This window comes from Halopiger goleimassiliensis, assembly GCF_000455345.1.
In the GTDB taxonomy this organism is placed as follows: domain Archaea; phylum Halobacteriota; class Halobacteria; order Halobacteriales; family Natrialbaceae; genus Halopiger_A; species Halopiger_A goleimassiliensis.
In genome coordinates this window covers 567039-594030 of sequence record NZ_HG315691.1, presented here as the reverse complement: position 1 = coordinate 594030, position 26992 = coordinate 567039, and the positions used below count along the sequence as shown (strand labels likewise).

At 65.2% G+C, this 26992-nt stretch carries 28 protein-coding genes; 15 read left to right on the top strand and 13 right to left on the bottom strand.

What is annotated here, in order from left to right; genetic code table 11:
* Nucleotides 1–8: 8 nt before the first annotated feature.
* A complete protein-coding gene (locus TX79_RS17580; protein ID WP_081655661.1) occupies nt 9–566 on the bottom strand; it encodes a hypothetical protein in 558 nt (185 codons plus the stop codon).
* A gap of 269 nt (nt 567–835) precedes the next feature.
* Here TX79_RS17580 and TX79_RS19475 point away from each other — a divergent pair, with 269 nt between their 5' ends.
* A complete protein-coding gene (locus TX79_RS19475; RefSeq protein ID WP_154660581.1) occupies nt 836–991 on the top strand; it encodes a hypothetical protein in 156 nt (51 codons plus the stop codon).
* A gap of 18 nt (nt 992–1009) precedes the next feature.
* On the opposite strand, the gene TX79_RS17575 is transcribed toward TX79_RS19475, so the two are convergent.
* Nucleotides 1010–2188: an aspartate kinase gene (locus TX79_RS17575; RefSeq protein WP_049928942.1), complete on the bottom strand. Its 1179-nt coding sequence runs from the start codon at nt 2186–2188 to the stop codon at nt 1010–1012.
* A 200-nt stretch (nt 2189–2388) separates the two neighbouring features.
* Here TX79_RS17575 and TX79_RS17570 point away from each other — a divergent pair, with 200 nt between their 5' ends.
* Together TX79_RS17570 and TX79_RS17565 are read left to right on the top strand one after the other, a co-directional pair.
* A complete protein-coding gene (locus TX79_RS17570) occupies nt 2389–2826 on the top strand; it encodes a hypothetical protein (protein ID WP_049928940.1) in 438 nt (145 codons plus the stop codon).
* A gap of 227 nt (nt 2827–3053) precedes the next feature.
* Nucleotides 3054–4736 (top strand): acyl-CoA synthetase, encoded by a 1683-nt coding sequence (locus TX79_RS17565; RefSeq protein ID WP_049928938.1) that lies wholly within the window; start codon nt 3054–3056, stop codon nt 4734–4736.
* 51 nt (nt 4737–4787) lie between these two features.
* Here the strand turns inward: TX79_RS17565 and TX79_RS17560 are convergent, their stop codons facing one another.
* A complete protein-coding gene (locus TX79_RS17560; RefSeq protein WP_049928936.1) occupies nt 4788–6380 on the bottom strand; it encodes a DNA-directed DNA polymerase II small subunit in 1593 nt (530 codons plus the stop codon).
* 122 nt (nt 6381–6502) lie between these two features.
* Between TX79_RS17560 and TX79_RS17555 the strand changes: the two genes are divergently transcribed.
* A complete protein-coding gene (locus TX79_RS17555) occupies nt 6503–7276 on the top strand; it encodes a S26 family signal peptidase (protein ID WP_081655638.1) in 774 nt (257 codons plus the stop codon).
* 27 nt (nt 7277–7303) lie between these two features.
* A complete protein-coding gene (locus TX79_RS17550) occupies nt 7304–8326 on the top strand; it encodes a S26 family signal peptidase (RefSeq protein ID WP_049928935.1) in 1023 nt (340 codons plus the stop codon).
* 214 nt (nt 8327–8540) lie between these two features.
* Here the strand turns inward: TX79_RS17550 and TX79_RS17545 are convergent, their stop codons facing one another.
* Both TX79_RS17545 and TX79_RS17540 read right to left on the bottom strand, forming a co-directional pair.
* The gene (locus tag TX79_RS17545; RefSeq protein WP_049928933.1) at nt 8541–9002 is read right to left on the bottom strand and encodes a hypothetical protein; all 462 of its coding nucleotides are present in this window, start codon (nt 9000–9002) and stop codon (nt 8541–8543) included.
* Nucleotides 9003–9108: 106 nt separating this feature from the next.
* On the bottom strand, nt 9109–10866 hold the full coding sequence (locus tag TX79_RS17540) for a Cdc6/Cdc18 family protein (protein WP_049928931.1): 1758 nt from the start codon (nt 10864–10866) through the stop codon (nt 9109–9111).
* A 1499-nt stretch (nt 10867–12365) separates the two neighbouring features.
* On the opposite strand from TX79_RS17540, the gene TX79_RS17535 reads away from it, so the two are divergent.
* The 5 genes from TX79_RS17535 to TX79_RS17515 all read left to right on the top strand — a co-directional run bounded on the left by TX79_RS17535 (nt 12366) and on the right by TX79_RS17515 (nt 16188).
* The gene (locus TX79_RS17535) at nt 12366–13004 is read left to right on the top strand and encodes an Era-like GTP-binding protein (protein ID WP_049928929.1); all 639 of its coding nucleotides are present in this window, start codon (nt 12366–12368) and stop codon (nt 13002–13004) included.
* A gap of 6 nt (nt 13005–13010) precedes the next feature.
* Nucleotides 13011–13409, top strand: a complete 399-nt coding sequence (locus TX79_RS17530) for a DUF2073 domain-containing protein (RefSeq protein WP_049928928.1) — start codon at nt 13011–13013, stop codon at nt 13407–13409.
* The gene (locus TX79_RS17525; RefSeq protein WP_049928927.1) at nt 13409–14455 is read left to right on the top strand and encodes an OapC/ArvC family zinc-ribbon domain-containing protein; all 1047 of its coding nucleotides are present in this window, start codon (nt 13409–13411) and stop codon (nt 14453–14455) included. Before TX79_RS17530 ends, TX79_RS17525 begins: the two co-directional genes overlap by 1 nt.
* 270 nt (nt 14456–14725) lie before the next feature.
* Nucleotides 14726–15508, top strand: coding sequence for a DUF7089 family protein (locus TX79_RS17520; protein WP_049928926.1), 783 nt, complete (start codon nt 14726–14728; stop codon nt 15506–15508).
* 179 nt (nt 15509–15687) lie between these two features.
* Nucleotides 15688–16188 carry a cupredoxin domain-containing protein gene (locus tag TX79_RS17515; RefSeq protein ID WP_230198614.1) on the top strand — a complete coding sequence of 167 codons (501 nt, stop codon included), beginning with the start codon at nt 15688–15690 and terminating at the stop codon, nt 16186–16188.
* A gap of 74 nt (nt 16189–16262) precedes the next feature.
* Here TX79_RS17515 and TX79_RS17510 read toward each other — a convergent pair whose 3' ends face one another.
* Nucleotides 16263–16550 (bottom strand): HalOD1 output domain-containing protein, encoded by a 288-nt coding sequence (locus tag TX79_RS17510; protein ID WP_049928925.1) that lies wholly within the window; start codon nt 16548–16550, stop codon nt 16263–16265.
* A gap of 83 nt (nt 16551–16633) precedes the next feature.
* Complete coding sequence (locus TX79_RS17505; RefSeq protein WP_049928924.1) at nt 16634–17212, bottom strand: DUF7090 family protein; 579 nt, start codon at nt 17210–17212, stop codon at nt 16634–16636.
* A 122-nt stretch (nt 17213–17334) separates the two neighbouring features.
* Between TX79_RS17505 and TX79_RS17500 the strand changes: the two genes are divergently transcribed.
* Nucleotides 17335–18015 (top strand): class I SAM-dependent methyltransferase, encoded by a 681-nt coding sequence (locus TX79_RS17500; RefSeq protein WP_049928923.1) that lies wholly within the window; start codon nt 17335–17337, stop codon nt 18013–18015.
* Between the two features lie 298 nt (nt 18016–18313).
* On the opposite strand, the gene TX79_RS17495 is transcribed toward TX79_RS17500, so the two are convergent.
* Nucleotides 18314–18709, bottom strand: a complete 396-nt coding sequence (locus TX79_RS17495) for a PIN domain-containing protein (RefSeq protein WP_049928922.1) — start codon at nt 18707–18709, stop codon at nt 18314–18316.
* A complete protein-coding gene (locus TX79_RS17490; protein ID WP_049928921.1) occupies nt 18706–18918 on the bottom strand; it encodes an antitoxin VapB family protein in 213 nt (70 codons plus the stop codon). Before TX79_RS17490 ends, TX79_RS17495 begins: the two co-directional genes overlap by 4 nt.
* Nucleotides 18919–19068: 150 nt before the next feature.
* On the opposite strand from TX79_RS17490, the gene TX79_RS17485 reads away from it, so the two are divergent.
* From TX79_RS17485 to TX79_RS17475, 3 genes are all read left to right on the top strand, one after another.
* Nucleotides 19069–21525, top strand: a complete 2457-nt coding sequence (locus tag TX79_RS17485; protein ID WP_049928919.1) for a DEAD/DEAH box helicase — start codon at nt 19069–19071, stop codon at nt 21523–21525.
* A 140-nt stretch (nt 21526–21665) separates the two neighbouring features.
* Entirely contained in the window at nt 21666–22193 is a 528-nt protein-coding gene (locus TX79_RS17480; protein ID WP_394325000.1) for a DUF5518 domain-containing protein, read from the top strand.
* A gap of 72 nt (nt 22194–22265) precedes the next feature.
* Nucleotides 22266–22712 (top strand): thiol-disulfide oxidoreductase DCC family protein, encoded by a 447-nt coding sequence (locus TX79_RS17475; protein WP_049928916.1) that lies wholly within the window; start codon nt 22266–22268, stop codon nt 22710–22712.
* Between the two features lie 53 nt (nt 22713–22765).
* Here the strand turns inward: TX79_RS17475 and TX79_RS17470 are convergent, their stop codons facing one another.
* The 4 genes from TX79_RS17470 to TX79_RS17455 form a co-directional block, all read right to left on the bottom strand.
* Entirely contained in the window at nt 22766–23917 is a 1152-nt protein-coding gene (locus TX79_RS17470; protein WP_049928915.1) for a multicopper oxidase domain-containing protein, read from the bottom strand.
* 173 nt (nt 23918–24090) lie between these two features.
* The gene (locus TX79_RS17465) at nt 24091–24852 is read right to left on the bottom strand and encodes an Sjogren's syndrome/scleroderma autoantigen 1 family protein (protein ID WP_049928914.1); all 762 of its coding nucleotides are present in this window, start codon (nt 24850–24852) and stop codon (nt 24091–24093) included.
* Nucleotides 24853–24930: 78 nt separating this feature from the next.
* Nucleotides 24931–25383, bottom strand: coding sequence for a GNAT family N-acetyltransferase (locus TX79_RS17460; protein ID WP_049928913.1), 453 nt, complete (start codon nt 25381–25383; stop codon nt 24931–24933).
* A complete protein-coding gene (locus tag TX79_RS17455; protein ID WP_049928912.1) occupies nt 25380–25838 on the bottom strand; it encodes a TIGR00725 family protein in 459 nt (152 codons plus the stop codon). Before TX79_RS17455 ends, TX79_RS17460 begins: the two co-directional genes overlap by 4 nt.
* Nucleotides 25839–26063: 225 nt before the next feature.
* Between TX79_RS17455 and mdh the strand changes: the two genes are divergently transcribed.
* On the top strand, nt 26064–26978 hold the full coding sequence (gene mdh, locus TX79_RS17450; protein WP_049928911.1) for a malate dehydrogenase: 915 nt from the start codon (nt 26064–26066) through the stop codon (nt 26976–26978).
* Nucleotides 26979–26992 lie beyond the last annotated feature (14 nt).

Below are 26992 nucleotides of genomic sequence, written 5' to 3'. Positions count from 1 at the left end.
CCGACTGCTCAGCAACGATCCTCGAGGAGCCCGAACTCGAACCCGGTCGTACCGAAGCTCTCGTTCGAAACGCGATCGGCCGTCGGCTCCGGCCCGACCAGTTCGAGGTCGTCCGCGGTTCGAACCGTCAACGTCGAGCCGGCGTCCTCGTGCTCGTCGGTTCCGTCCGACTCGTCGGCCGCCACCGAGGCGGGCGATCGGTCGCTCGAGCGTCGTCGCGTCCGGGCGACGTCGGCCGCCGTGGCGTCGACCGGATCGTCTTCGCGGACCGTCCGTTCGGGCTCGCCGACGAACGACCAGTCGACGTCGATGGCCGCGAGTTCGTCGGGTTCGTCCGCCGTCTCGGAGTCGGAGGGCTCGACGGGATCGGTCGAGACCGTCTCGAGGTGATCGAACAGATCCGCGGCGGTCGTATCGTCGGCATCGATTTCCTCGTCCGTCGTCGGGTCGTGGGCACCGTCGCCGGCCAACTCGTCCGGCGAGTCGATGCCGTGGGCCTCGAGCACGGCGTCGGGGTCGGGGTCGACGTGCTGGAACACTTCTCTGCCTGCGGAGTCGGAGGTCATGATCGTGAGCGCCCCGTTCACACCCTTCGTTACGCGTCCGTTACCGCCGAATCGATCGCGTACTCGCGGACGGCGTGACGGCGATCTCGAGGGGTAACGACCGGTTACCCGCACCCAACGGCAGGGATCCGTCCTCGCGCTCGGGGGCGCGCCCGGGCGTATCGGACGACCCACCGTTCGACGCCCTCCCGGCGGACAGGTTCGATCGCGACACTGGGGATTCTTTCCTTCCGAAACTCCTAACCGTATTCCGCAGTGACGTGTTGTGAATGCAAGGTGTGAAGATCAGCCTGCTGGGTATCAACCTCGTGCTGGTGGCGAACGCGCTCGAGTCGTCCGCCTGGGCGCTCGCGTATCTGGGTGCGTTCCTCTCGTTCGCCGGCATCTTCGTCGGCTCCGGCCACGTTCCGTCCGGAAGCGAGTAGCGGTACCGCGGCGGATCGTCAGAAGAGTTCCTGCGTCAACTCGAGGGCGCGTTCGCCGTCCTCCCAGTCGACGAACAGCGCGACGCTGGTCGCGCTGGTGACGACGTCCTGGAGGTGAATGCGCTCCTCGGCGAGCGGGGAGACGATCTCGCTGATGATGCCGGGCTGGTTGGGTATCTCGCCGCCGGTGATCCGGACGACGGCGATGGGCGAGTCGACGGTGACGGAGGAGAGTTCGTCGCGGGCGATGACCTCGCGGTGGAGGATGTTCTCGGCGCGCTCGGCCTCCTCCTCGTCGATGTAGAACGTGACGGTGTCCATCCCGCTGGCGACGGCGTCGACGTTGATGTCGCTCTCGGCCAGCGCCTCGGAGAGGTGGTAGAAGACGCCCGACTGGTTGCGGATCGCTCGGCCGGCGACGGTCAGACAGGCCAGGGGCCGCTCGCGCAGGTCGACGAGGTTCTTGAACTCGCCCTCGATGCTGGTTCCCCCCGAGAGGAGGTCGCCGTGCTGGTAGTGGACGACCCGGACGTCCAGGTCGGCGTCCTTGTACGACAGCGCCGACGGGGCGACGACCTCCGCACCGCGGAACGACAGGTTCCGGAGTTCGTCCACGGAGATCTCGCCGACGTTGCGCGCGCCCTCGACGACTCGCGGGTCGCCGGTCATGACGCCCTCGACGTCGGTCACGATGACGACCTCGTCGGCCTCCATGTACTTGCCCATCATCACGGCGGTCGTGTCGCTGCCGCCCCGCCCGAGCGTCGTGATCGAGCCGTCCGGACCCTCCGCTAGAAATCCGGTGATAACCGGGACGACCTCGTCCATCTCCTCGGCGACCTCGAGGGCGCGCCGTTGGGTCTCCTCGACGTCGACTTCGCCGTACTCGTCGGTGACGACCGGCCACTGTTCGTTGCCCGGTTCGAGAAACGTGGCGTCGATGCCACGAGCGGAGAGCGCGGCCTTCAGCATCCGGACCGACGTGCGCTCGCCCATGCTGACGATCTGGGCGCGGTCCGCCTCGTCGGTCTCGAAGGTAATGTCCTCGAGGAGGTCGTCGGTGGTCGATCCCATCGCCGAGGCGACGACGGCGATCTCGTGGCCGTCCTCGACGGCGTCGGCGATCGAGTCGGCGGCACGGTTGATTCGGTCGCCGCTGCCGAGACTCGTCCCGCCGAACTTCGCTACTACACGCATACTGACACCTCGCACAGTTCGGTTCCTGCGCGCATGCCGGTGGTGTGGCTCATACCCTCTGGGTAACGAGAGCGGGCAGATAACTGTGTCCCATTGGGGGAATTTTACACACCGTCTCGAATCCGTGACAGTTCGAATCGACTGACGAACCGCCGGCCGCGACCGGGATTTATGGTCGTGCACACCATTACCACACGACGATGAACGTTCGGGACGCGCTCGAGGCCGACGCGGACGCGCTGGCAGCGATCGCGGACTCGCCGACCGACGTGATGCGAAACCTCGTCCACGACCGGACGGTTCGCGTCGCGGAGGACGGCAGTCACGATCCAAACGCCGACGTCTCGAGTTCCCAGTACGACGGCTCGGATCCGGAGGACCTGCTCGGATTCATCAGCTTCGACGCCCGCGAGGACACCGTCCACGTCACCCAGTTGGACGGGACGCCCGAGGCCTGCGAGCGACTGCTGGCCGAACCGGTCCGGTTCGCCGAGCGGGAGTCGATGGACGTCGAGGTCCTCGTCACGCACGACAACGACGCGATCGAAAACGCGGTAGAGTCACTCGGGTTCGAACGCCACGGCCGTGGTCCCCGGTTCGAGGGGTCGCCAACCGTCCGGTTTCGACTCGAGTCCTGACGCGGTACTAGCGGAAGCCCACCCCTGAGGGGTGGGCGGAAGTCAAGGAGGCCGGTCTCGGCGGATCGACGTCCCGACCACAGAACTCGAGGCCGGTCGAGGAACGTCCGGACGCTGCTGGTCGGCGATGCCGACGGATACTGCCAGCTCGCCAGCGCGTTCCGTTCATCCTGCAGTTCCTGCAAGCAACCGTTGCAATTATTGCCACTATCGGTGGCGTTCGGCATATGGTATCGGAACACAATATGCCGAAGTACGAGCAGGTACGGGACGGGTTCACGTGGAACGACGTCTACGAGGCGGCCGACTGGGACGCACCCGACGCGCTGAACGTCGCTCACGAGGTCTGCGATCGCCACGCCGAGAACCGGGAGAAAGTCGCGCTGTATCAGGTGAGCGAGGACGGCGAGTTGACCACGACGACGTTCTGGGAACTCGCCGAGGCGACGAACCGGTTCGCGAACGTCCTCGAGGACCTCGGGATCGAGCGGGGCGACCGCGTGTTCTCGTACATGCCCCGGATCCCGGAACACTACGTCGCCCTGGTGGGAACGCTCAAGCGCGGTGCCGTCTTCGGCGGGATCAACGAGCGATTCGGACCCGACGGCATCTCCTACCGGCTGGCCGACTGCGACGCGACGGCGGTCGTGACCACCGCGGCGAACCGCGAGGCCATCGCCGACGCGCTCGAGGACGCCCCCGCTGTCGAGCACGTGATCGTCGTCAGCGACGACGGGACCGGCATTCGACGGGGTGACGTCAGTTACCGCGCCGCGATGGAGACCGCGAGCCGGGAGTACGAGCCCGCCGACACCGGCGGCGAGGACGACGCCCTGCTGTACTACACCAGCGGAACGACCGGCCCCGCAAAGGGCGTCCTCCACGAGCACCGCTGGGTCGCCGGCGTGGCAGCCACGCAGCAGTACGCCGTCGACCTGCAGGAGGGGGACCTCTACTGGTCGACGGGCGACCTCGGCTGGCTGACCGGGCCGATCAACACGCTGGGCGCGTGGTTCTGGGGAGCCGCGCTGTTCACCTACGAGGGCGAGTTCGACCCCGAGGCCTGGGTCGATCTGCTCGATCGGTACCCGATCACCGTCCTGTTTTCCGTGCCCACGGCCTACCGGATGCTCCGCGAGCACGACCACCTCCTCGAGGACGTCTCGCTGGACCTGCGCCACGCGCTGTCGATCGGCGAACCGCTCTCGGCCGGCGTCGTCGAGTGGGGCGAGAACCGACTGGGCGTGACGATCCACGACACCTACGGACAGACCGAGACGGGCAACATGGTCATCAACAACTATCCGGCGATGGCGGTCCGGCCGGGTTCGATGGGGAAACCGCTGCCCGGCATCGAGGCGGCCGTCGTCGACCCGGAAACGGGGGAGGTGCTCGAACCGGGTCAGACCGGTGAGATCGCCCAGCGCGGGGACTACCCCTGTTTCTTCGCGGAGTACTGGGAGAAACCCGAGAAGACCGAGTCGAGTTTCGTCGACGGTCCCGACGGCAGGTGGTACCTCTCGGGCGATCTCGCACACGTGGACGAGGACGGCTACTTCTGGTTCGAGGGGCGGGCCGACGACGTCATCATCTCCTCGGGCTACCGCATCGGCCCCTTCGAGGTGGAGAGTTCGCTGGGCGAACACGACGCCGTCGCCGAGGCGGCGGTCGTTCCCAAGCCCGACTCCGAACGCGGGAACGTCGTGAAGGCGTACATCGTTCCCAGCGAGGGCGCGTCCCCCTCCGCGGCCCTCGAGGAGGACATCAAGAGCCACGTCAAGGAAGACCTCGCGGCCCACGAGTACCCACGCGAGATCGAGTTCCGCGACGAGTTGCCGAAGACGGTGACCGGAAAGATCCGTCGGACGGAACTCCAGGACGAAGCCCAGAAGGAAGCGGAGGCGACCTGACGATCGTCGGAGTCGCCGATTTGCCCACCGTCGCCGTCGACCGCCGGATCGTCAACTGAACTTCTGGACGGTCACGTCCAGCGTATCGAGGTCGACGATCGGTGCGAACCCGGCGTCGGGATCGATGTTGACGCTCTTCTGGAAGTCGGTCTGGGCCTGCCAGCAGCCGGAGTTGATCGCGAGCACGTCGTGGTACTTCCCGAACCCGAGCTTGTGGACGTGGCCCGTATGGAAGATGTCGGGTACCTCGTCGATGACCAGATAATCCTTCTCCTCGGGAGCGAGGCGGGTGTGGCCCCCGAACTGCGGGGCGACGTGGCGTTTCTTCAGCAACTGGTACATCGCCTTGTGTGGCTCGTCGTAGCTGGCTTTCTCCTCCGGGAGTTCGGCGATGACCTCGTCGAGCGAGACGCCGTGGTACATCAGCACGGAGACGCCCTCCACCGTCACCATCGACGGATTGCTCACGATGCGTGCGTCGTGGGCCGACATGATCTCCCGCAGTTCCTCGTCGAACCCCGGCTGGGGTTCCGCGAGTCGCACGGCGTCGTGGTTGCCCGGGATCATGACGATCTCTACGTCGCCGGGCACGCGTTTCAGGTACTCGCTGAAGGCCTCGTACTGCTCGTAGATGTCCACGATGTCGAGTTCCTCGTCCTGATCGGGGTAGACGCCGACGCCCTCGACCATGTCGCCGGCGAGCAGCAAGTACTCGACGTGGCCCGCCTCCTCGGTGTGGAGCCAGTCGGCGAAGCGGTTCCAGGCGTCGGCCATGAACTCCTCGCTGCCGACGTGGACGTCGCTGATCAGCGCCGCCTGGACGTGTCGGTCCGCCGTCGACGGCTCGTGGGTGCGGGGCACGTCCGGGAAGTGCATCGAGTCGACGAAGGCGATCCCCGAATCGTCCGAGAGGGTCCCCTCCATCGCCAGCGCCTCGTCACAGAGCAGTTCGTCGACCAGGTCGACGTACTCCCGGTCTTTCATCACGAGCCACGGGAAGGTCCCGGTAGCGTCCTCGAGTTCGATCAGCCAGTGGCCGCTGGCCGTCGATCGGACGTCGTTGACCAGGCCGACCATCGCGACCTCCGATCCGCCAGGCATGTCCTCGATCGCCGACGCCGGTCGGTGGTTGACCCGCCCTTTGAGTTTCGAGCCCAGTTTCTCGAGGCGGTCCCGGAAGACGGCGACGAAGTCCTCGTACTCCCCCGTCCCGGTGCTCTGGCCGGTCATGTCGTTGCTGATCTCGAGCGATCGTACCTCGGGATCGACCGCTCGTCCCCCGGCGGCGTTCGACCCCCCTGTTTCAACTGGAGATCGGGCCGTCGATCCGCCCGACGGGGTCGGTTCGGTTCCAGTCGAAACGGAGGGGTCGTCGGTCGTCGACGGCGGCGTCTGCGACGGGGACGACGGCTCGGTCGTGGAGCGGGCCGCGTCGGTTCGGCCACCGTCCGCCCCGTTCGCGAGCACCGCTTCGACGTGGTCGGCCCGAACCACCAGCGCGTCCTCCGGCAGTTCCTCGAGCACCCGCTCGAGGGCCGTCGCGGGATCGTTCGCCGCGGCGAGTTTCGTCACGGCTTCGCGTTCGGCGTTGTAGCCGCGGCTCGTGAGTTCGCTGACGATCCGGGCCGGAGCCTCGAGTGGCACACGACTCGCATTCGCGAGCGGGCAAAAAAGGATAGCGAATCCCCCGCCCGCGTAACGAGAGTCGGGGTCGCCGTCGGGACGGGGATAAGCATTGATTACGGGGACCGTCGAATCACGTACCGATGACCGGCGTAGGTTCGGACCCCGACGGGTCCGACCGATCGACGACCGCTCGAGGCGACGTTTCCGGCCAAACGACGACGACAGAACACGGAGACGCGGAGGACGACGACCCGTCGCTCGTCAGGGACGTCCTGACCGTCCTCGCGATCGTCGCGGCCGTCTTCTTCCTGCTGGTCGGCGTCAGCGGCGTCTGGCCGCCGCTGGTCGCCGTCGAGAGCGGGAGCATGGAACCGAACGTCCGGATCGGCGACCTCGTGTACGTCGTCGACGACGACCGATTCGTCGGCGGCGAATCCGCCGCCGACACGGGCGTCGTCCCTCTCGAGGCCGCACGGAACGACCACGAACAGTTCGGCGCGCCAGGCGACGTGATCGTGTTCGCACCCAACGGCGACCGGTCGGAAACGCCGGTGATCCACCGCGCACACTACTGGGTCGAGGACGGCGAGAACTGGGTGGAGACGAAGGCCGACGCCAGGTACGTAAACGGCTACGACTGTCACGAACTGGTCTCGTGTCCGGCACCCCACGACGGCTTCATCACCAAGGGCGACGCCAACCCGGGGTACGATCAGATCGGCGGCGTCGGTGCCCACACGACCGTCGTCGCGCCCGAGTGGATCAGCGCCAAAGCCTCCTTCCGAGTTCCGTGGTTGGGCAAGGTCCGCCTGGCAGTCGAGTCCCTGCTCGGTCTCGCCGTCCCGATCCGTCCGGCACGGCACGCGACACGCCGTCTAGCATCCGGCGATCCGGGACCGCGAGCAGAAAGTTGATTGGGTCCCCCGCCAAACCCCGCCACAATGAGCGGTCCCGATCCCGGCGACCACGACGAGACCGACGGTCCCGACGACGATTCGTCGGACGGTTCGGATCGATTCGGCGATCCGAATTCGCCGGCCGATCGACGCGATTCCGACGCCGACTCGAGGCGAGCGGATTCCGGCGACCCCGGCACCGACGATCGGTTCCGGGCCGACGGAACGGACTCGAGCGGTCCGTCGACGACCGACGGTTCCCCGGGCGGCACCCGATCCGCAAACGCGAGTACGCGTGACGATCAGGTGACCATCGAGGACGACGGCGTCGTGCGCTGGTTCCTTCGCAGCGAGGACGAGACCGTGGTGTTCGTCCGTGACATCGTCAGCAGCATCGCCATCGTCGCCGTCATCGGCCTGCTCCTGTTCGCCGTCAGCGGCGTCTGGCCACCGTTAGTCGCCGTCGAGAGCGGGAGTATGGAGCCGAACATGCAGCGTGGCGACCTGATCTTCGTCGTCGACGACGACCGCTTCGTCGGCGACGACCCCGTCGAAGGCACCGGCGTCGTGCCCCTCGAGCGCGGCGAGGAAAGCGGCGACGAGTCGTTCGGCCAGCCCGGCGACGTGATCATCTTCAAACCCGCCGGCACCGATCGAACCCCGATCATCCATCGCGCCCACTTCTGGGTCGAACAGGGGGAAGACTGGGTCGAACGCGCCGATCAAGACGTCGTCGGCCGGGTGACCTGCGAGGACGTCCACACCTGTCCCGCGGAACACGCCGGGTTCATCACGAAGGGCGACGACAACGATGGATACGACCAGTACGGTGGCGCGAACACGGACGTCGTCAAACCCGAGTGGATCACCGGCAAAGCGACGTTCCGCATCCCCTGGCTCGGCCACATCAGGCTCTTCTTCGACGACCTCCTCGGCGGCATGGTCCTCCCGCCGGGATCGATGCAGAGCATCGCCGGCCTCGAGTCGGCGGCAGGGCTCTTCGGACCCGCCGGCATCGCGGGTGTGGGGACCGTCGCCGCGGCCGGCGGCTACCGGTCCCGCGACTGACGTAACATCGGACGTGCAGTCGGTACCGCTTCGCTGTCGTCATACCCCTTCGGTTCGACTCGAGAACGATCACGATCGATCGTGTCGTGCCTTCGAAGGACTGACGCGGGTGTATCCCGACCGTTCGTCGGACGGCGTCTCGAGGTGAAACGGGGGCATCGACCGCCGTCGGAAAGAGATCGGGCGCTGACCGAACGGATTTCGACTGCGACGCCTACGCTCCCGTCGTGATCTCGAGACGGAGTTCGTCCCCGTCGTAGAGTTCGACAACGGTCGGATCGACCGCCTCGCCGTCGCGTTCGAACGTGAGTTCCGTCTCCGGGTCGCCACCGTCGTATCGGGTGCCGTCGTAGCTGACGACGTGGTCGCCGTCGTCGTTCTCGTACTCGAAGTGGGGGATGTGGCCGATGGCCTCGGCGAACGTGAGCCGTTCTTCGCCTTCCATGTACCACTGGTCGTCGAACTCGTGGAAGTGAAAATCGATCGAGGAGTTCTCGGCGTGCTCGGACTGGAACCGATCCGCCGTCAGATCGACCGGTTCGCCGTCGATGACGACCTCGAGGTCTCCGGCCTCGTAATCGTGACCGCCGTCCGATCCCGACTCATCGAAGAGACACCCAGCCAACGAAGCGATGCCAGCACTGCTCACGGCGAGCACGACGGTCCGTCGTTTCATGGGTATTCGAAAGGGGGTATCGTATATCGGCGTCGCGTCGATTCCCAGTCGGTTGGAACCGGACGACGGGATCGAGCCGACCGTGGAAAACGTCGGGAGCGGATCATCAGTTCTCGAATCGTGCCTGGACGAACGGCTGGATGTCGTCGATGTCCGAGAGGCGCGAATCCGACAGGAGGACGGCTTCGGTCTCCTCCTGCGGGACCGAGAGGCTAATCTCCTTCGTGCGACCGTACCGACCCTTCGAGACGACGACGGCGTTGACGATGCCGAGCATGTCGAGTTCGCTGATGAGGTCCGTCACCCGACGCTGGGTGAGGACGTCGGCGTCGATCTCCTCGCAGAGCCGCTTGTAGATGTTGTACACCTCGCCCGTGTTGATGCTGTGGACGCCGTTTTTCTCGAGCAAGATGATCGCGAAGAGGACGAGTTTCGACTGCGTGGGAAGCGTCCGGACGACTTCGACGACCCGATCGAGTTCGATCTTGTCCTGGGCCTGCCTGACGTGTTCCTCGGCGACGGTCTCGGCCTGGGAGCGTTCGGCGAGTTCGCCGGCAGTTCGTAGCAGGTCGAGCGCGCGACGGGCATCGCCGTGTTCCTGCGCCGCGAAGGCCGCACACAGCGGGATCACGTCGTCCGAGAGCGCGCCGTCCTTGAACGCGACGTCCGAGCGATGCTCGAGGATGTCCCGGAGCTGGTTCGCGTCGTACGGCGGGAAGACGATCTCCTCCTCGCCGAGCGACGATTTCACGCGCGGATCGAGGAAATCGGTGAACTTCAGGTCGTTCGAGATACCGATGATCGATACCCGGGAGTTCTCGAGTTCGGAGTTCATCCGCGAGAGGTTATAGAGGGTGTCGTCGCCGCTTTTCTCGACGAGTTTGTCGATCTCGTCTAACATGATGACGACGACGCGTTCGTCGTAATCGACGGCGTCGAAGAAGACGCTGTAGACGCGGTCGGTCGGCCAGCCGGTCATCGGGACCTCCTCGAAGGAGTCTCTGTCGTCCTCGAGTTCGTCGATTTTGGATTCTACCTCCGCGGGCGAGTCGAACTGCGTCGACGCGAGGGGATGGGCTGGCCCCTCGTCGCGACCGACGTCAGGGCCGTCGGCGTCCAAACCACCCGTCGAATCGAACCCCTCAATTTCACCTGGAGAACCACCAGACCCCATCCTTGTATCCGAGTTATTTCCTCCATCCGAAATATTGGTCGACCCGGGGTCTGTTTCGCCCTCCACGTCCGCACCGAACTCGAACGGTTCCGTCGACCGATCCGTCCGATCGGTCGTCGATTCGTCCTCGAACTCGTCGACGCGCTCGAGCAACGACTCCAGCGAGTCGATACGGTCGTCGATGCGCGACTGGTTCTTCTCGATAAACTTGTTCGCGAGCTGTGCGAGCACCCGGTACTGCGTGTCGGTGACCTCGCAGTTGATGTACTCGACGTCACAGGGGACGCTGTACTTCTGGGAGGTGCTCTCGAGTTCCTTGCTCACGAACTTCGCGCTGGCGGTCTTGCCGGTCCCCGTCTTCCCGTAGATCAGGATGTTCGACGGCGTCTCGCCGCGGAGCGCAGCCACGAGAATCGTCGCCATTTTGTTGATCTGATCGTTCCGATGGGGGAGTTCGTGGGGCGTGTAGGACGGCCGCAACACCTCCTTGTTCTCGAAGATTGGTTCGCCGCTGAGCAGATCGTCGAACAACCCCTGGTTCGACTCCTCGTCGCCCAGATCCGATTCCTCGAGGTGCGTCGAGAATCCCGACGTCGTCTCCGAATCGTCCCCGCCGTCGAGATCGATGTCGCTCACACCGTCGACGTCCAGGTCGTCCGCACGTGATGAGTCCGTATCGTCGTCTGACATTCGTCGTACTCGTACCCCCTCATTTCGACTGGAATCCGCGACCGAGACGAGGAGTATGAGCGAGTAGATGGCCCAGAAGAGCCAAATTCCGCCTATCGATACTCGGCTCGGATCCAGTTGATGCAAACGAAGCAGAGGAACACCGTGATATTAAATTCTTCCCTTCGATTCACGCGTTGTTCTCGTCGCTGGGGCCAGCCGGCTCGAGGGGAAACAACGGGCATCGGCGGGTGGGGCGTCGTTTCGACTGGACTATGTCCGAACCACAGGAACGAGTTCGAGAGAGTATGTATATAGATTCCCGCGCGTTGGGCTCGCACACGGGACGGTCCACGAAACTCGTCGGCAGAGCGGAGACAGTGGAAGTCGCTGCGAGATCGAATGCAGGTAGACCGATCCGGGACTAGTTGGGAGATCGGATCGACACGGGTTCAGGAGGGGACGAAGGGATGTGATGACGGGAGTACGAGGGGTATGATGACGATTCCGATCGGATACGGCCTGATAACACACTGCCGTCCTCAGTCGAACGGCAGATCGCCTCGAGAATCCTCCGTGGAATGTCACCAACTACCACCACCCCTCCCCCACCCCTTCATTTCAGGTGGAACAGGACGACGGAGGGGGTGGGGGAGGGGTTTCTCTAGAACAGCAGCATTTATGATTGTGGGTGAGAAACAGTATCCGCACTGCAGTTAATAGATTTAGAGTACTAGAGTTTGGTTGTAGTGTTACTAGACCTTACTAGAGTTTTCAGCCCCGCTACTGGCAGTTCCGTCGTTCAGCTTCCCGAGCGAATCAATCGCTCGAGAGTCACTGAACGTCCCGTCTATCCGTCCACTCGTCAGTTTTCGGCCCTATAACGACCGAAGAGAGCTATCATCCCATCGTCAGCATCCAGTGTTCCTACCCGGTTCGTCGTCCGTCTCCAGTTGAAACAAAGGGGTGGGGGTGGTGCGGTCCTCTGTTCCCGTCACGGCCGCGTCGATCTCGCGGAAAGATCGTGCGGGTTCATCCCACGTGAGGTAATGCCACAATTCTCTGTTCAATATCTTCCCCCACTACCGACCCTGTCAAGAGTCACGCTGCAGTCGTCGTCCTCCTTACCACCGTTTCCGAGTACTCGATCGGCGGCTCCGTCCCGACTGGATCGTCGACCCCTTCGTTTCAACTCCATCGATCCGTCCAGGAACGGCCGTCGTTCTTTCATTTCGGCTCCCGTCGCTTCGCTCACATGCCATCGCTTCCCCTCGAGTTCTGGACTCGTCGCCCCGTCTCGAGGATATCTTCCATTACCGGTCGGAGACTCTGTTCTCGGGCGGGACCGATGGGTCCGTTCGAACGGAATCGGTCAGCTGTCAGCGGATCGTCCATTCGGGGAACCGATCTCTCGTGAGTCCGGGCGAAACGTGTCTCATCGGCAACGTATTTAACGTAGGCTTAAGTGAGTTCAGTGCAGTAGTACGCGCAGACACACCCCGTGTGCTGGAGGCCCTACTATGGGACTGTTCACAGAACTCAAAGATAGTATCTCCCGGGTGACGGATCGCCTGTTCTCGGAACAGGAGCCGAAACGAATCGGGATCTACGGACCGCCGAACGCAGGAAAGACGACGCTCGCGAATCGGATCGCTCGTGACTGGACCGGCGACGCAGTCGGTACGGAGAGTCACATTCCACACGAAACGCGGCGCGCGCGCCGGAAGGAGAACGTCGAGATCGAACGCAACGGCAAGTCGGTGACGATCGACATCGTCGACACCCCCGGCGTGACGACGAAAGTCGACTACGAGGAGTTCACCGACGAGATGGAGGAGGACGACGCCATTCGTCGGTCCCGCGAGGCGACCGAAGGCGTCGCCGAGGCGATGCACTGGCTCCGCGAGGACGTCGACGGCGTCATCTACGTGCTCGACAGCGCAGAGGACCCGATCACGCAGGTCAACACGATGCTGATCGGCATCATCGAATCGCGCGATCTCCCCGTTCTCATCTTCGCGAACAAGATCGACCTCGAGGAATCGAGCGTGAAGCGGATCGAGGACGCCTTCCCGCAGCACAAGACCGTCCCCCTCTCGGCGAAGGAAGGCGACAACATGGACGAAGTGTACGACTCGATCGCGGAGTACTTCGGGTGATCACCGATGCCAAAGGCACAGAACACCGACGACCCGGACGACGGCATCCAGATCGATCTCATCAGCGGCGAGCGGATGGAGCAGATGGCGACGATGGAGAAGATCCGGATGATCCTAGACGGCGTCCACGACGGCAACATCGTCATCCTCGAGGAGGGATTGACGCCGGACGAAGAGAGCAGACTGATCGAGACGACGATGGCCGAGATCAGCCCTGACGAGTTCAACGGGATCGAGATCGAGACCTATCCGAAGTCCGAGGCCAACGACTCCTCGTTGCTCGGCCGGATCATGGGCCAGGAACAGTCGACGGCGAAGCTGACGGTGATCGGGCCGGCGAACCAGATCGAGACGCTACACAAGGACGAAACGCTCATCAGCGCCCTCGTGTCCCGACGAAACTAATGCCCCACGAATGCACGAACTGCGGCCGGACGTTCCCCGACGGCTCCAAGGAGATGCTGTCGGGCTGTCCGGACTGTGGCGGAAACAAGTTCCAGTTCACCCCGTCCCGGTCGCTATCGGGCGGGACGAGCGACGGTTCCAGTGGAACCGCTCCCTCGAGCGAGGACGCGGCGGGGACCACCGAATCGACACCTGCGGAGTCGTCACCCGGGGCCGACGCGGACGCCGCGGCCGTCGACGACCCCCCACCCGGGGACTGGGACGACGACTCGAGTTCCGGCTGGGGCTCCAGCGTCTCCGACGCGACCGAGACCGTTCGGGAGTGGGTCTCCAAACGGGAGGCGGAAAACGACGCCGGGACGCAAGACGAGCCCACGGATCGCCAGGCGATGTCGGCCGACGACTTCGAAGAGTGGCCCGATTCGGCCCGGCGGCCGTCGGATCGATCGTCCGCACCAGATACGTCCGACACCGGGGCGGCGAACTCGGGATCGACGCCTCGGCCGAAGTCCCGGGAGGAACCGACTCGAGCCACGATGGCCGACGACGAGAACTCGGCCCAGGCCGACGCCCGGAGCGGCGTCGTCTCGGAGGACGACCTTCCGACCGGAACCGTCGAGGGAGCCACGCGAAACGACCGCGGTCGGTCGGCGCATTCGACACCCGATCGGGACCGGTCCGACACTGCCCGCGAGCGAGTCGACTCCGACCGACAACCGGCGGCGCGTTCCGGGACCGACGAGGTCGATGGTGACGCACCGACGGACGAATCGCCCGACGAGAGGGTGGCCACGGACGACGAGGAGATGGCCGCCGAACCCGATCACGGCCGCGTCGTCAGCGAACCCTCCGGGGAACGTCCGTCCATCGAGGAACTTCGGGAGGAACTCAACGAGCAGTTCGAGAGCATCAAAATCGTCCGTCCGGGGCAGTACGAACTGAATCTGATGGAGCTGTACAACCGCGAGGAGTACATCATCTCGCTTCAGGAGGACGGCCGCTACGTCATCGAGGTTCCGGACGCCTGGCGGGACGGCGAGGAGTGATGCGGGTTGCTGTACCGATGTCCCGGCGCGACCACCGCCGGATCGCGGTTTCGCCGGAACTGACGTACAGCAGACCCGTATGACCCACAGGCCCGCGATCTCCAGTTGAAACGGAGGGGTCCAATCGGCCACGGACGGCGAGAGGGATGGTTTTAAGCGATGGGGGTGATAGCCCTCGCATATGAGCACTGCAACCAAGATCGTTCTCGCCACGCTCGTCGGAGCGGGAGTGCTGTCTGCGCTGGTCATCTTCCAGACCGCGTTCGTCTGATGTTCGAGGCTCGCGAACTCTCGGCTCCCCTCGAGGCCGTTCGCGAGGAGCACGCACCCGAAACGCAGGTGTTCGACTGCGAACGGGACTTCGAGACGCTGCCCCCCGAGGCGGCCGAAGATCTCGGACTCGTCGTCGACTCCCTCGAGCCGGCCACCTACCCGTCGTCGTGGGTGCCCGAGGACGCCCCTGCACTCCTGTCGCGATACGCGGGATCGGAGTTCACGATCGGCATGCCCGGCGACGGCAGCGTCGTCTGGACGCGACAGACCGAGCCGCCGCTCGTCATCGTCAAGCCGCGCGTCCAGGGCTCCCCCGAGTCGTTCGTCGACTTCCTCGTCGCGGAGGCGTTCGTCCAGCTCGGGCTCGAGGTACCCGAACAGTTTCTGGGCTTCTTCGAGGACGGCTATCGCGAGTTGAACGAGTCGGCCCCGCTCGATCCGACCAGTACGTATCAGATCGCCGCGGCGCTGTACGACGCCTGGCTCGGCCTCCAGACGCGAGCGGTCTTCGCGACGTGGCACGATACCCATCCCGACCTCGCGGACGCGTGGCAGGACGCCGGCGACCGACTCGAGGGGCGGGTCTCGTCGCTCCCCGGCGAGGTCGCCCGCGGCGAAACCGACTTCGCCGACGCGACGGAGTTGGCCTGTGCCGCGATCAAACACGCCATCGAACTGCCGGCCCCCTTCGCAGCGCTCGATACCGAGGCCTACCGCGACCACGGGAGCGAGTACGCGATCAGGTGGGCCGAGAAGACCTTCGAGTCGCTCGAGGAGTAACCACCCTCGGCTCGTCCGCCACGAACGGAGCCGACCGCGATTGCGAACCGAACCGGGCGTCGATTCGAAATCGAAAATTCGTCCACAGGCCCGGAAATTCGTCCGTCGTCGTGTAAGTTCGCTCGACACTCGGTCGTCGCTGAACAGGATTTACCGTCTTCTATGCCAAACGTTAACGCATGACGGGGAACGGCATGCAACTGGTACCGCGTCGAACCGTCGTGGCGATGACGGGTGGAACGGCAGCGGCCGCGCTGTCGGGATGTCTCGGTGGTGGTGATTCGGACGAAGAACGCGAGGGAGACGGGGAGAGCCCGACGTCCGAGTCGGCCGTACTCGAGCTCTGGGATGGGATCGAGGAGATTCGGCTCGAGACCGGTATCGCGGTCTGGATCGGCGTCGATCCGGAGCCGATCGCGGGCGAGGAGAACCCGACGCTCGTGTGTGTCGACGGCCGGGAGTACGCGATTACCTGGGAGAACGCGGACGGCTTCTTGCACAACGTCGAACTCCGGGACGAAAACGACGAGGTCGTCGACGAGTACGCGACCGATGCGACGGCGACCGAGGGCGAGACCCGGACGCTCACGTTCGAGGCGACCGAGGAACTCCACGAGTACGTCTGTGAACCCCACGAACCGACGATGCGTGGTCCGATCGAGATCGTCGACGCCGGCTGAGTGGGACGCCGCCCGAATCGAGGACCGGACCCGAACCCAGCTGGTGTCGGAATCCGGACCGGAATCCGTCGCCGTCAGTCCTCGGTCGTCAGCGAGGCGGCGCGAATCTCGAACGTAGTTCCCGGGTCGATCCTGACGACGGTGTCGTTCGTGTTGAACGTCAGCGACGTATTCTCGGTCCCCGACTCGCGGAAGAGGGCGTCGAGCGAGTCGGGATCGACGTCCTGAAAGAGGGCACACTCCTCCGGATCGAGATCCGCGTTCTTCGCCTTCGCGATCGCGCTGACGAGGGCGTCGCTCAACTCGCGATCCCGGCGCGGATCGTACCAGATTCGCACCTCGTCGTTTTCACTGGCTCCCATGGAACCGTCCGTACACCGACGGATGGGATAACGCTACCAGCCCGTCACTTTCGAACTCGACGGCTTCCCGACGGAGTCGAACCCTAGAAATCGGCGTCGGTACTGCCGTCCTCGTCGAGATCGATCACGCCGTCGAACAGCGCCCGGAACTCGTCGACGATCGCCTCGTCGTGGGGGTCCTCTGAGAGGTGAAAGAGCCCCACTGCGTCGTGCTCCTCGAGCAAGGTGAGGATGCGCTCGACCGTCTCGAGGGCGTCTTCCTCCCCGGCGTAGTAGGCGAGTTCGGTGACGGAGTCGAAGCTCAGCCGGAGTTTCCCGTCGTGGGCCTCGAGGAAGCCGTCGATGTGTTCGACGATCCCATCGAGGTCGTCCGGGGCGGCGACGTAGTGGACGGTGTCGCTCTGACGGCGCGAGTAGCCCCGTTCGATCGAGAGCGTATCGAGAATCTCCGCGCGCTCCTCGTCGACGTCGTAGTGCTCGAGTTTCTGTTTGACCTCGCGGGCGGTGGTTCGGGTGGAGACGACGAGGAACTGGTCGGTGTCGGTTTTGAGAAAATCGGTGTCGATGCGATCCGTCTCACCGGTGCTCGGATGGAGCAAGAGGACGCCGGTTCCCCCCGGGATCGTCTCCGGCGCGTCGTCGATCTCGAGCCTGTAATCCATGCTGGTGTGAACAACTTTCGACTCCCCCTTAAGCGTGCGGATGTCCACGGCTTCGGGCCGAACGCGACCGCAACGGCGACTCGAGTCGAACGGGTTTTCAGAAATCGGACCGAAGATCACGTATGAGCGTTCGCGAGGAGTTCGACGAGTGGGCCGCGACCGGCCGCGACAAGGGCATGGAGGAACGACACTGGCACACGGCGAAACACGCACTCGCACGAATGCCGGTCGAACCCGGCGATACCGTCCTCGACCTGGGTTGTGGCAGCGGGTACGCGGGTCGTGCCCTCCGCGAGACGAAGGACGCGGGTCGGGTGTACGGACTCGACGGCGCGCCCGAGATGGCCCGCAACGCCGCGGGCTATACGGACGATCCGGAGGTCGCGTACGTCGTGGGCGACTTCGACCACCTGCCCTTTGCCGACGACTCGATCGACCACATCTGGTCGATGGAAGCCTTCTACTACGCGGCGGATCCCCACCACACCCTGGCCGAAGTCGCCCGTATCCTCCGGCCGGGTGGGACCTTCTACTGTGCGGTCAACTACTACGAGGAGAACGTCCACTCCCACGAGTGGCAAGACCGCATCTCGATCGAGATGACCCGCTGGGACCGCGAGCAGTACCGTGAAGCGTTCCGCGAGGCGGGCCTGCACGTCGCCGAACAGGACAACATCCCCGATCGGGAAATCACCATCCCCAGCGAAGCCGAGTTCCCCACCGAGGAGTGGGACACCCGCGAGGACATGGTCGAACGCTACCGCGAGTACGGCACGCTGTTGACCGTCGGCGTCGCTCCGTGACTGACTCTCGAGGCTCCCGTCGCCGCGTCGGACACCTCGTCCTCGACGCCCGCCGTTTCGACTCGAGTCGTCGACCCCGTCGACCCCTCCATTTCCACTCGAGTCGCCATGCAGTCGTGCGATTCGTCCGGTCGTTCTCGAGGGGAAGTGTCCCTCTGAGCCCTCGTAACCGAGTTCGTGCGATCGTTCCTTTCGCTGATTCGACGCGTTCGATTGGGTCGTCCCGTAGTCCCGACTCGGAGGGAAACACCACGCTCCCGGCTTCCGATCAGGTGTACATCGACCTGCAGTGGTTCCGTTAGACGAGACGTTCGATCTCCAGTCGTTCGGACGGTCCGGAAACGTCGAAATCGCTATCGGACGCGACGAGTGGTTCGTCGAGTTCGACCGCTGCACCCGCGATAAACGCATCACGAGCGGCGCGCGGATCGCCGTGATGGCGGAGTTCGTCCTGTAGTTCGCCCGCAGCGCGTGCAAACGCCTTCGTCTCGTCGACGATCGGTAGCCACTCGAGCGCACTATCGACGGCGGCGAAGTCCGTCGGATCGCTCTTGAACACCTCGCCCTGATAGATTTCGAACAGAACGAGCGAGGGTGCGACGGCGCGTTCGTCGATGTGGTCGTCGACGTAGGCGACAGCGTCGTCGTCGCCCTCCAGATAGTCGATGAGGACGCTGCTATCGTACACCGTCATCGATCGCCGACGCTGCGCTTCATCTCCGATCGCGCCTCACGAGCTTTCTCGGCGGCGTCGGTGTCGTTCCAGAGGCCCGCGCCTTCACGGGCCGTTTCGCGACGCTCCTCGACCAGCCGCGAGAGGAGATCGTCGAACGTCTCATCGTCGCCTTTCAGCGACTCGAGCGCCGCGTGGATTTCCTCGTCGACGCGAATGAATTTGCTCACACGCGTCCGTATACTACAAGGTCCTTTCCCGGGTCGCCATCCATCCGTCAGAACGGACTGGAGCCGTCCCGATCCTCGGGTGGACCCCACGCGTTTCAGTTTCGCCGCGGTACGGGAATCCTTATTCACGGCGGCGATGAACCTCCGTCGATGGCAGCCCAGGACGAGGAACCGCCGTCGATCGAGCATCCGTTACTCGAGTCGAACTTCCTCGAGCGACGACTCTACCAGCTGAAACTCGCCGGCACGGCCGCGAACGACCACACGCTCGTCTGTCTCCCGACGGGGCTCGGGAAGACGACCGTGAGCCTGCTGGTGACGGCCCGTCGGCTCGAGGAGGTCGGCGGGAAATCCCTGATGCTCGCGCCGACGAAACCCCTCGTCCAGCAACACGCCGACTTCTACCGCGAGGCGCTGCAGGTCCCCGACGAGGAAATCGTCGTCTTCACGGGCGACGTCAGTCCCGACGACCGGGCCGCGCTGTGGGAGGCGGCGACGGTGGTGCTGGCGACGCCGCAGGTCATCGAGAACGACCTCGTCGGCTCACGGATCTCGCTGCGGGACGTGACGCATCTGACCTTCGACGAGTGTCACCGCGCGACCGGCGACTACGCCTACAACTACATCGCCGAACGCTACCACGCCGACGCCGCGGATCCGCTCGTGACGGGGATGTCGGCCTCGCCCGGCGGCGACGAGGAGGCGATTCTCGAGGTCTGTGAGAACCTCGGCATCCAGGAGGTCGAGGTGATGACCGAGGACGACGCCGACGTCGCCGAGTACACCCACGACACCGACGTCGAGTGGGAGCGCATCCAGCTTCCCGAGGAGGTGCTGGAGATCCGCGACGCGCTCAACGAGGTGATCAAAGAGCGCCTCGAGAAGCTGAAGGAACTCGGCATCGCGGACTCGACGCAACCGGATCAGTCCCAGAAGGACCTGAACAGGATGCGCGCGGAGCTCCAGCAGTTGATCAACAACGACCAGTCAGAGGGGTTCGAGGGGATGTCGATCCACGCCGAGGTGATGAAGCTCCGCCAGGCGGTCACGCTGGTCGAGACCCAGAGCGTCGAGGCCGTCCGCCGGTACTTCGACCGCCAGCGCAACCAGGCCCGGTCCTCGGGCGCGTCGAAGGCCAGCCAGCGACTCGTCTCGGACCCCCGCGTTCGCGAGGCGATGCGGAAGGCCGAGGACTTCGACGAGATCCACCCCAAATACCGCAAGACGCGGATGCTGCTCGCCGAGACGCTGGGATTGGAGGACGGCGAGCGCGTGATCGTCTTCACCGAGTCCCGCGATACGGCGGAAGCACTCACGGACTTCCTCTCCGATAGCTTCGACGCCAAGCGGTTCGTCGGCCAGGGCGACCGCGAGGGCAGCGACGGGATGACCCAGACCGAGCAACAGGAGGTCTTGGACGAGTTCCGCGCGGGCGAGTTCGAGGTGCTGGTCTCGACCTCGGTCGCCGAGGAGGGCCTGGACGTCCCGGAGGTCGACCTCGTGCTCTTCTACGAACCCGTACCGACCGCGATCCGCTCCATCCAGCGCAAGGGGCGGACGGGTCGCCAGTCGGAAGGTCGGGTCGTCGTGTTGATGGCCGAGGACACCCGCGACGAGGCCTACTTCTGGATCTCCCGACGCCGCGAACAGGAGATGGAGGACGAACTCCGCGAGCTAAAGGGGATGGCCGACGACCTCGAGGAGGAACTCGACGACTCCCAGCAGGCGCTGACCGACTTCGAGGGCGATCCCGACGAGAGCGGGGTGAACGTAAACGGCGGGGCGGGTGACACCGACGCAGTCGGCGATTCGTCCACCGGAAACGGGGGGGTTGCCGACCAGCCGGGACTCCAGACGTTCGGCTCGGAGCACTCGGATCCGAGTACCGATTCCGACGCACCTGGGGGGGACGAGGACGTCGAGACGCACGCTCCGTCGGCCGAGGGCGACGCTGTCGCGATCGTCGCCGACCAGCGCGAGATGGACGCGAACATCGCGCGTGAACTCTCACGGCGCGAGGAGTACGAGGTTCGCCTCGAGACGCTCGACGTGGGCGACTACGTCCTCTCCGATCGCGTCGTCGTCGAGCGGAAATCGACCGCGGACTTCGTCGATTCCTTGGTCGGCGGGGACCGGTCGGTCTTCGAGCAGGTCGGCGCGATGACCAGACACTACTCGCGGCCGATCGTCGTCGTCGAGGGCGAGGGGCTGTACGAACAGCGCGATATCCACCCGAACGCGATTCGGGGTGCGCTCTCGAGTCTGGCCGTCGACTTCGGCGCGAGCGTGTTGCGAACCGAGAGCGAGGAGGACACCACCGAACTCCTGGCGACGATCGCCGGCCGGGAACAGGAAGTGGCCGACCGCGAGGTCTCGATCCACGGCGAGAAGCAGGCCAAGACCCTGGCCGAACAGCAGGAGTACGTCGTCGCCTCGATCGCCGAGATCGGTCCCGTCACGGCGCGCTCGCTGCTCTCGGAGTTCGGCACCGTCGAGGAAGTGATGATCGCCAGTGAGGAGGAGTTGCAGGAAGCCGACGGCGTGGGTCAGGTGACGGCCGAACGGATCCGCGAGGTTATCGGCACCGACTACGCCGGTCCGGGCTGAACCGCGGGGCGTGGTCGCCGAGTGCGTACGGAGTCGGATCTCCTCGGGCGCTCGAGCGTCGTCTCGGCTCGGAGGATCGACCGTCGTCTCGGGTCGGACGGTCGGCGACCGGGGACGGCCGCCGAACTGCCGACGCGTTCGTGTCGTGGAGACAAGACCTTTGGTCCGAGCGATGGTATCTGTCGTCGGGTACTACACACGTGTCCCCGCTTACGAGTCCCGGCGGTACCGAATCCCTCCGGCAGTTTCGGGTCGCCATCCTCCTCGGAATCGCTTCGATTCCTCTTACAGTCGGGATCAACTTGGCGTATACCCCCGATCCCGTTTCGGCGACGCCGCTGTTCGCCGCCTGTATCGTGTCGGGGTATCTGTATCGGCCGCGGCCGGTGATCGGAATCCGCGCAGGCGTAGTTACCGGCCTCGCGGGCGGGGTGCCGATTCTCGTCCGGCAGGGTGTCGCCGCTGTCGGCGACTGGTGGGGTAACGCGATACTCGTCGATCTCGTCGGTGACTCGTGGGGGATGGCCCTCTCTTCGGCTGGCGCGGGCGTGCTCACGGTCGCGATCCTGACGATCGTCCTGGTAGTCGTCGGATCGGTCGGTGGCTTGGTCGGCGGGTGGCTCAACGACCGTCTCGGTGGACGCGGGGCGCTCGGGACGAACGCCTGACCGGAACGGTCTTTCGATCCGGCGGCCGCGACCGGAATTCTGAACACGACGCGCCCCCTACGATCCTCCCGAATGGCCGACGAGCAGTCACCGACGGACGCTGCCGACGACCCCCTCGAGATCGACGACCCGATCGTGCTCTTCGACGGGGTCTGTAACCTCTGTACCGGCTTCGTCCAGTTTCTCGTCCCGCGGGATCCCGAGGGACGCTTTCACTTCGCGTCGCTCCAGTCCGACGTCGGCGAGCGGCTGTTGACCACCCACGGCCTCGCCGGCGACGAACTCGACTCGATCGTTCTGATCGAGGGCGAGGACGTCTACGTGAAGTCCGCGGCCGTCATCCGCATCGCGTCCATTCTCGGCGGGATCTACGCGCTCGCACGTCCCCTTCGATACCTCCCGCGTCGGCTTCGGGACTGGGGCTACGACCTCGTCGCAGCCAATCGCTACCGGCTCTTCGGGAAGAAAGAGCAGTGCATGATGCCGAGCGAGGACGTCCAGTCGCGGTTTCTCGACTGACCGGCGGTCTCGAGTCGCGTCGAACGTGAGGAATTCGGCCGTAAAAACCCGTTTCAACCCTCGTAGCCGGCGTAGGACATCACATCCGCGAAGATATCGGTGTCCATCGCTTCCCGGTAGACGATGCCGTTGACCATCCCGCCGGGGTAGACGTTGCCGTTCATGGCGTGGTCGACCTTGTGGCAGTGGGCCAGGTAGATGCCGGGGTCGGCGTCGGCCTCGAACTCGACGGTGTGGCGCTCCGCCGGAGCGATGTTGGTGACGTCCTGTTCGTACTGGGCCGCCTCGGGAACCTGGCCGCCGTCCTTCTCGACGAGGCGGAAGCGGTGGTTGTGCGTGTGCATCGGGTGGGACATATAGCCCGCGTTGACCATGTGAAGGCGAACGGTGTCGCCGTGGTCGACGATGATCGGCGAGCCGTCTTCGGGGTGGAGCGTCCGCGGGAGGCTCTTCCCGTTGATGGTGAACACGTCGGGGTTGCGCTCACGGGGGCTGTACGAGACGTCCTCGCCGTCGAGCTGGCGGTTCAGCCGGGAGTCCCAGTCTTTGATGGTGAAGAAGTACTCCTTGTCCGCCGGCTCGTACCCCTTCGGATCGACGCGAAAGATGCCGTACATCCCCATGTCGATGTGACGGTGGGTCTGGTAGTGGCAGTGATAGAGGTGTGTACCCGGGACGTTCGCGGGAATCGTGTAGGTGTGTTTCTCGCCGGGTTCGACGGTGATCCCGGTCGTGGTCGGGACGCCGTCGTTCTCCCAGGTCTTCTTCGCGCCGTGGAAGTGCAGCGTGTGGGGGTGGTCGGCGTCCGTGTTATCCAGGGTGACTTCGATGTCGTTGCCCTCGGTCGTTCGGAGAATCGGTCCCGGAACGCTGGGATCGCGGTCGTCGGCCTGGAACGCCCAGACCCGCGGGAGTTCGACCGGACCGCCCATCGAATCCAGCGGGTGGACGGCGTGACGGGAGGTCACCGAACGCAGCGTCACGTGGCCGCCCTGTTCGTCGACCTGGACGACCTCCGGAGCACTCGTCCACGGGAGGTCCGACCCGTCGTCGTCCTCGTCCGTATCGTCGTCGGTCTCGTTCGTCGGGGTCGATCCGGGATCGGAACGGCCGGTACAGCCCGCCAGGGCCGCCGCGCCGCCGGTCGCAATGAGCAGTTCGCGTCGAGAGAGTCCGTTGCCGGGGGCACCAATACGATCGGTCATAGACGATTGAACCTAAGAAGAGCCGGCGTATAGGGGGGGAAGGTGATTCCTGATTCCCGGGAAGTCCCGAGAACATGTTCCCCGACACGGATAGGATACGTGAACCGAAACTGAATCGGGTCCGTCGACGGCGGTCGCGACTCGAGCGCGTCCGTTGCGGGTCCCGACGGCGCTTACCGGAGGGCGTTCAGCGTCTCGCTCGCCTCGCGCGCGGCCTCGAGACACTCCCTGGCGTATCCGGGATCGTCCGTCGCGGCCGCCTCGGCCGCGAACTTCTCGAGGGCCTGCCGCAGCGAGTCGCGGGCACCCTCGAGGTCACTCGTCGCGTCCCCCCGCGACCGCCCGCCAGCGTCGGTTCGTCGCGGCGAACGACGGCTCGAGCGTTCGGGCGTCGACTCGGGAGGCGAGCGATCGCCCCCGGACCGGGCGTGATTGCCGGTCGGCTCCGACCGTGCCGATGCAGGGTCGGTTGCCGCCCCATCGCCAGCCTTCGGGCTCGCGTCGGCGTCGATGCGGGCCGTCCCGCCCCGACGGTCGTCGTTCGCGTCGTCGACGGGTTCGGCCGCAGACGCAGAACCGGCGTCTACAGTTGCGTCGGCGTCCGCAGTTGCGTCGGCGTTCGTTGGAGTCCCGTCGGCGTCGGCCGCCGCCTGGTCACCGTCGGCCCCCTGACCCGCCGTCTCGACCTCGGTTCCTTCGACGGCTTCGGGACGGCCGTGACAGGACGGGCAGAATGTCGTCCCGTCCTGCTGGAAGAGGGGATCGCCGCAGGTGCCACAGTGGGCGTTGGTCATCGTCGCGCCCTTGAGCAGGAGGTCGCTCATCCGCTGGGTCGCCTCCCGTTCCCGTTCGTCGCGTTCGTACTTCTCGCGTAGTTCCTCGCGCAGGGCTTCCTTGTCGATCCCCCCGTCGTCGCCTGCGTCGCTGTCGCTCATATCCACAGCCACGGGCTACACCGTCGAAAAAGCTACGACACGACGGATCCGTGCGGGGCCATCGCTGTACTCGGCCGTTCACTCGGTTCTGCGGTACATCCCCTTCGACGCCGGGCGGGTCTCCTCGTAGCCGAACCGTTCGTAGAAGCCGTCGACGTCCGCGAGCAGATTGACGTACGCGTCCGGGGGTGCGGTCTCGTCGATGTAGCCCTCGAGGGCCTCCATGATCCGCGTCCCGAGCCCCTGGCCCTGATGGGCGGGATGGACGGCCATATCCGAAATCTGGTAGACGGTCCCGCCGTCGCCGACGATCCGACCCATGCCGACGACCTCGCCGGTCGGCTCGTGGACCGCGACGACGCCGAACAACGAGTTCGGGAGGCCCCGTTCGATCCCCTCGAGCGATCGGGGCGACATCCCGGCCGCCTCGCGCAGCCGGGCGAACGTCTCGGGATCCGGTAGTTCCTCGCGGAGGGCGTAGGGATCGTCCGAATCTCCCTCGGGGCCAGAGTCGCCTTCGCCGCCGCTCATGGCTCGAGCGCCGCCTCCACGGCGTCGACCGCGGCTTCGGGCGTCTCGACGGTCTCGATCTCGAGGTCGGCGACCTCGTGGGTCTCGAGGCCGACGATGGGCCGGTCGTAGATCCCCGCGAAACCGATCTCCGAGAGGGTGCCGACGCCGCCTGTGAGCGCGATGACCGCGTCGCCGTTCAGCGGCACGAGCGCGTTTCTGGCATGGCCGAGTCCCGTGGCGATCGCCGTATCGACGTACTCGTTTGCGGCGTGGCGCTGCTCTCCGGGGAGGATGCCGATAGTGGTCCCGTCTTCGGCTTTCGCGCCGCGACAGACGGCCTCCATCGTGCCGCCGCGGCCGCCACAGACGACCGTGTGGTCCCGGGAGCCGAGTTCGCGACCGACCGCGACCGCGCGTTCGCGTGCCTCGTCGGTGATCCGTCCGCCGCCGATGACGCTGACGCGATATCCCATACGGAATGGGCGGCGCGCGGTCCCAAGATCGATTCGATATTCCGTTCGCCGATCGTCGACTGCGTCGCGTGTGGATCACGCCGGTACCGGCGACAGCGGTTCCGATATTCTGACAGATATATTAGTCGGAATTTTCGACGATCGACGTGTTTTTCATCGTCAGTATCAGGCTTGCGTGGGGATTCCGACGGATTTAACGCAGGGGCTGCTCGAGTTTTACGTGGTATGACGAAAGTTAGCGTGGTCGGCGCGGCCGGAACGGTCGGGGCCGCCGCTGCCTACAACATCGCGCTTCGTGACATCGCGGACGAACTCGTACTGGTCGACATCCCGGACAAGGAAGACGACACGATCGGCCAGGCCGCCGACGTCAACCACGGCGCAGCGTACGATTCGAACACGACGATCCGACAGGGCGGCTACGAGGACACCGCCGGTTCGGACGTCGTCGTCATCACCGCCGGCATCCCGCGCCAGCCGGGCCAGACCCGCATCGACCTGGCGGGCGACAACGCGCCGATCATGGAGGACATCGGCTCCTCGCTGGCCGAACACAACGACGACTTCGTCACCGTCACTACGTCGAACCCCGTCGACCTGCTCAACCGACACCTCTACGAGTCGGGCGACCGTGCCCGCGAGAAGGTGATCGGCTTCGGCGGCCGCCTCGACTCCGCGCGGTTCCGCTACGTCATCTCCCAGCGCTTCGACGCGCCCGTCCAGAACGTCGAGGCGACCATCCTCGGCGAGCACGGCGACGCGCAGGTCCCCGTGTTCTCGAAGGTCCGCGTCAACGGCCAGGACCTCGAGTTCTCCGACGACGAGAAGGAGGAACTGCTCGAGGAACTGCAGACCTCGGCGATGAACGTCATCGAGAAGAAAGGCGCGACCCAGTGGGGTCCCGCCACCGGCGTCGGCCACACTGTCGAGGCCATCCTCCGCGACACCGGCGAGGTGTTGCCCTGCAGCGTCACGCTCGAGGGCGAGTACGGCCACGAGGACACCGCCTTCGGCGTCCCCGTCAAACTCGGTTCCGAGGGCGTCGAGGAGATCGTCGAGTGGGACCTCACGGAGTTCGAGCGCAACCAGCTGGGCGAGGCCGCCGAGAAGCTCTCCGAGCAGTACGACGAGATCGCGTAAGACAGCGCCAGCGA

Coding starts and splice junctions, on each gene's coding strand:
- TX79_RS17475 (WP_049928916.1), top strand. CDS start 22,266: ATGGCCGACGAGCAGTCACCGACGGACGCTGCCGACGACCCCCTCGAG.
- TX79_RS17465 (WP_049928914.1), bottom strand. CDS start 24,852: ATGAGCGACAGCGACGCAGGCGACGACGGGGGGATCGACAAGGAAGCC.
- TX79_RS17555 (WP_081655638.1), top strand. CDS start 6,503: ATGACCGGCGTAGGTTCGGACCCCGACGGGTCCGACCGATCGACGACC.
- TX79_RS17515 (WP_230198614.1), top strand. CDS start 15,688: ATGACGGGGAACGGCATGCAACTGGTACCGCGTCGAACCGTCGTGGCG.
- TX79_RS17570 (WP_049928940.1), top strand. CDS start 2,389: ATGAACGTTCGGGACGCGCTCGAGGCCGACGCGGACGCGCTGGCAGCG.
- TX79_RS17575 (WP_049928942.1), bottom strand. CDS start 2,188: ATGCGTGTAGTAGCGAAGTTCGGCGGGACGAGTCTCGGCAGCGGCGAC.
- TX79_RS17455 (WP_049928912.1), bottom strand. CDS start 25,838: ATGGGATATCGCGTCAGCGTCATCGGCGGCGGACGGATCACCGACGAG.
- TX79_RS17540 (WP_049928931.1), bottom strand. CDS start 10,866: ATGTCAGACGACGATACGGACTCATCACGTGCGGACGACCTGGACGTC.
- TX79_RS17535 (WP_049928929.1), top strand. CDS start 12,366: ATGGGACTGTTCACAGAACTCAAAGATAGTATCTCCCGGGTGACGGAT.
- TX79_RS17500 (WP_049928923.1), top strand. CDS start 17,335: ATGAGCGTTCGCGAGGAGTTCGACGAGTGGGCCGCGACCGGCCGCGAC.
- TX79_RS17470 (WP_049928915.1), bottom strand. CDS start 23,917: ATGACCGATCGTATTGGTGCCCCCGGCAACGGACTCTCTCGACGCGAA.
- TX79_RS17545 (WP_049928933.1), bottom strand. CDS start 9,002: ATGAAACGACGGACCGTCGTGCTCGCCGTGAGCAGTGCTGGCATCGCT.
- TX79_RS17550 (WP_049928935.1), top strand. CDS start 7,304: ATGAGCGGTCCCGATCCCGGCGACCACGACGAGACCGACGGTCCCGAC.
- TX79_RS17525 (WP_049928927.1), top strand. CDS start 13,409: ATGCCCCACGAATGCACGAACTGCGGCCGGACGTTCCCCGACGGCTCC.
- TX79_RS17520 (WP_049928926.1), top strand. CDS start 14,726: ATGTTCGAGGCTCGCGAACTCTCGGCTCCCCTCGAGGCCGTTCGCGAG.
- TX79_RS17510 (WP_049928925.1), bottom strand. CDS start 16,550: ATGGGAGCCAGTGAAAACGACGAGGTGCGAATCTGGTACGATCCGCGC.
- TX79_RS17505 (WP_049928924.1), bottom strand. CDS start 17,212: ATGGATTACAGGCTCGAGATCGACGACGCGCCGGAGACGATCCCGGGG.
- TX79_RS17565 (WP_049928938.1), top strand. CDS start 3,054: ATGGTATCGGAACACAATATGCCGAAGTACGAGCAGGTACGGGACGGG.
- TX79_RS17485 (WP_049928919.1), top strand. CDS start 19,069: ATGGCAGCCCAGGACGAGGAACCGCCGTCGATCGAGCATCCGTTACTC.
- TX79_RS19475 (WP_154660581.1), top strand. CDS start 836: ATGCAAGGTGTGAAGATCAGCCTGCTGGGTATCAACCTCGTGCTGGTG.
- TX79_RS17530 (WP_049928928.1), top strand. CDS start 13,011: ATGCCAAAGGCACAGAACACCGACGACCCGGACGACGGCATCCAGATC.
- mdh (WP_049928911.1), top strand. CDS start 26,064: ATGACGAAAGTTAGCGTGGTCGGCGCGGCCGGAACGGTCGGGGCCGCC.
- TX79_RS17580 (WP_081655661.1), bottom strand. CDS start 566: ATGACCTCCGACTCCGCAGGCAGAGAAGTGTTCCAGCACGTCGACCCC.
- TX79_RS17495 (WP_049928922.1), bottom strand. CDS start 18,709: ATGACGGTGTACGATAGCAGCGTCCTCATCGACTATCTGGAGGGCGAC.
- TX79_RS17460 (WP_049928913.1), bottom strand. CDS start 25,383: ATGAGCGGCGGCGAAGGCGACTCTGGCCCCGAGGGAGATTCGGACGAT.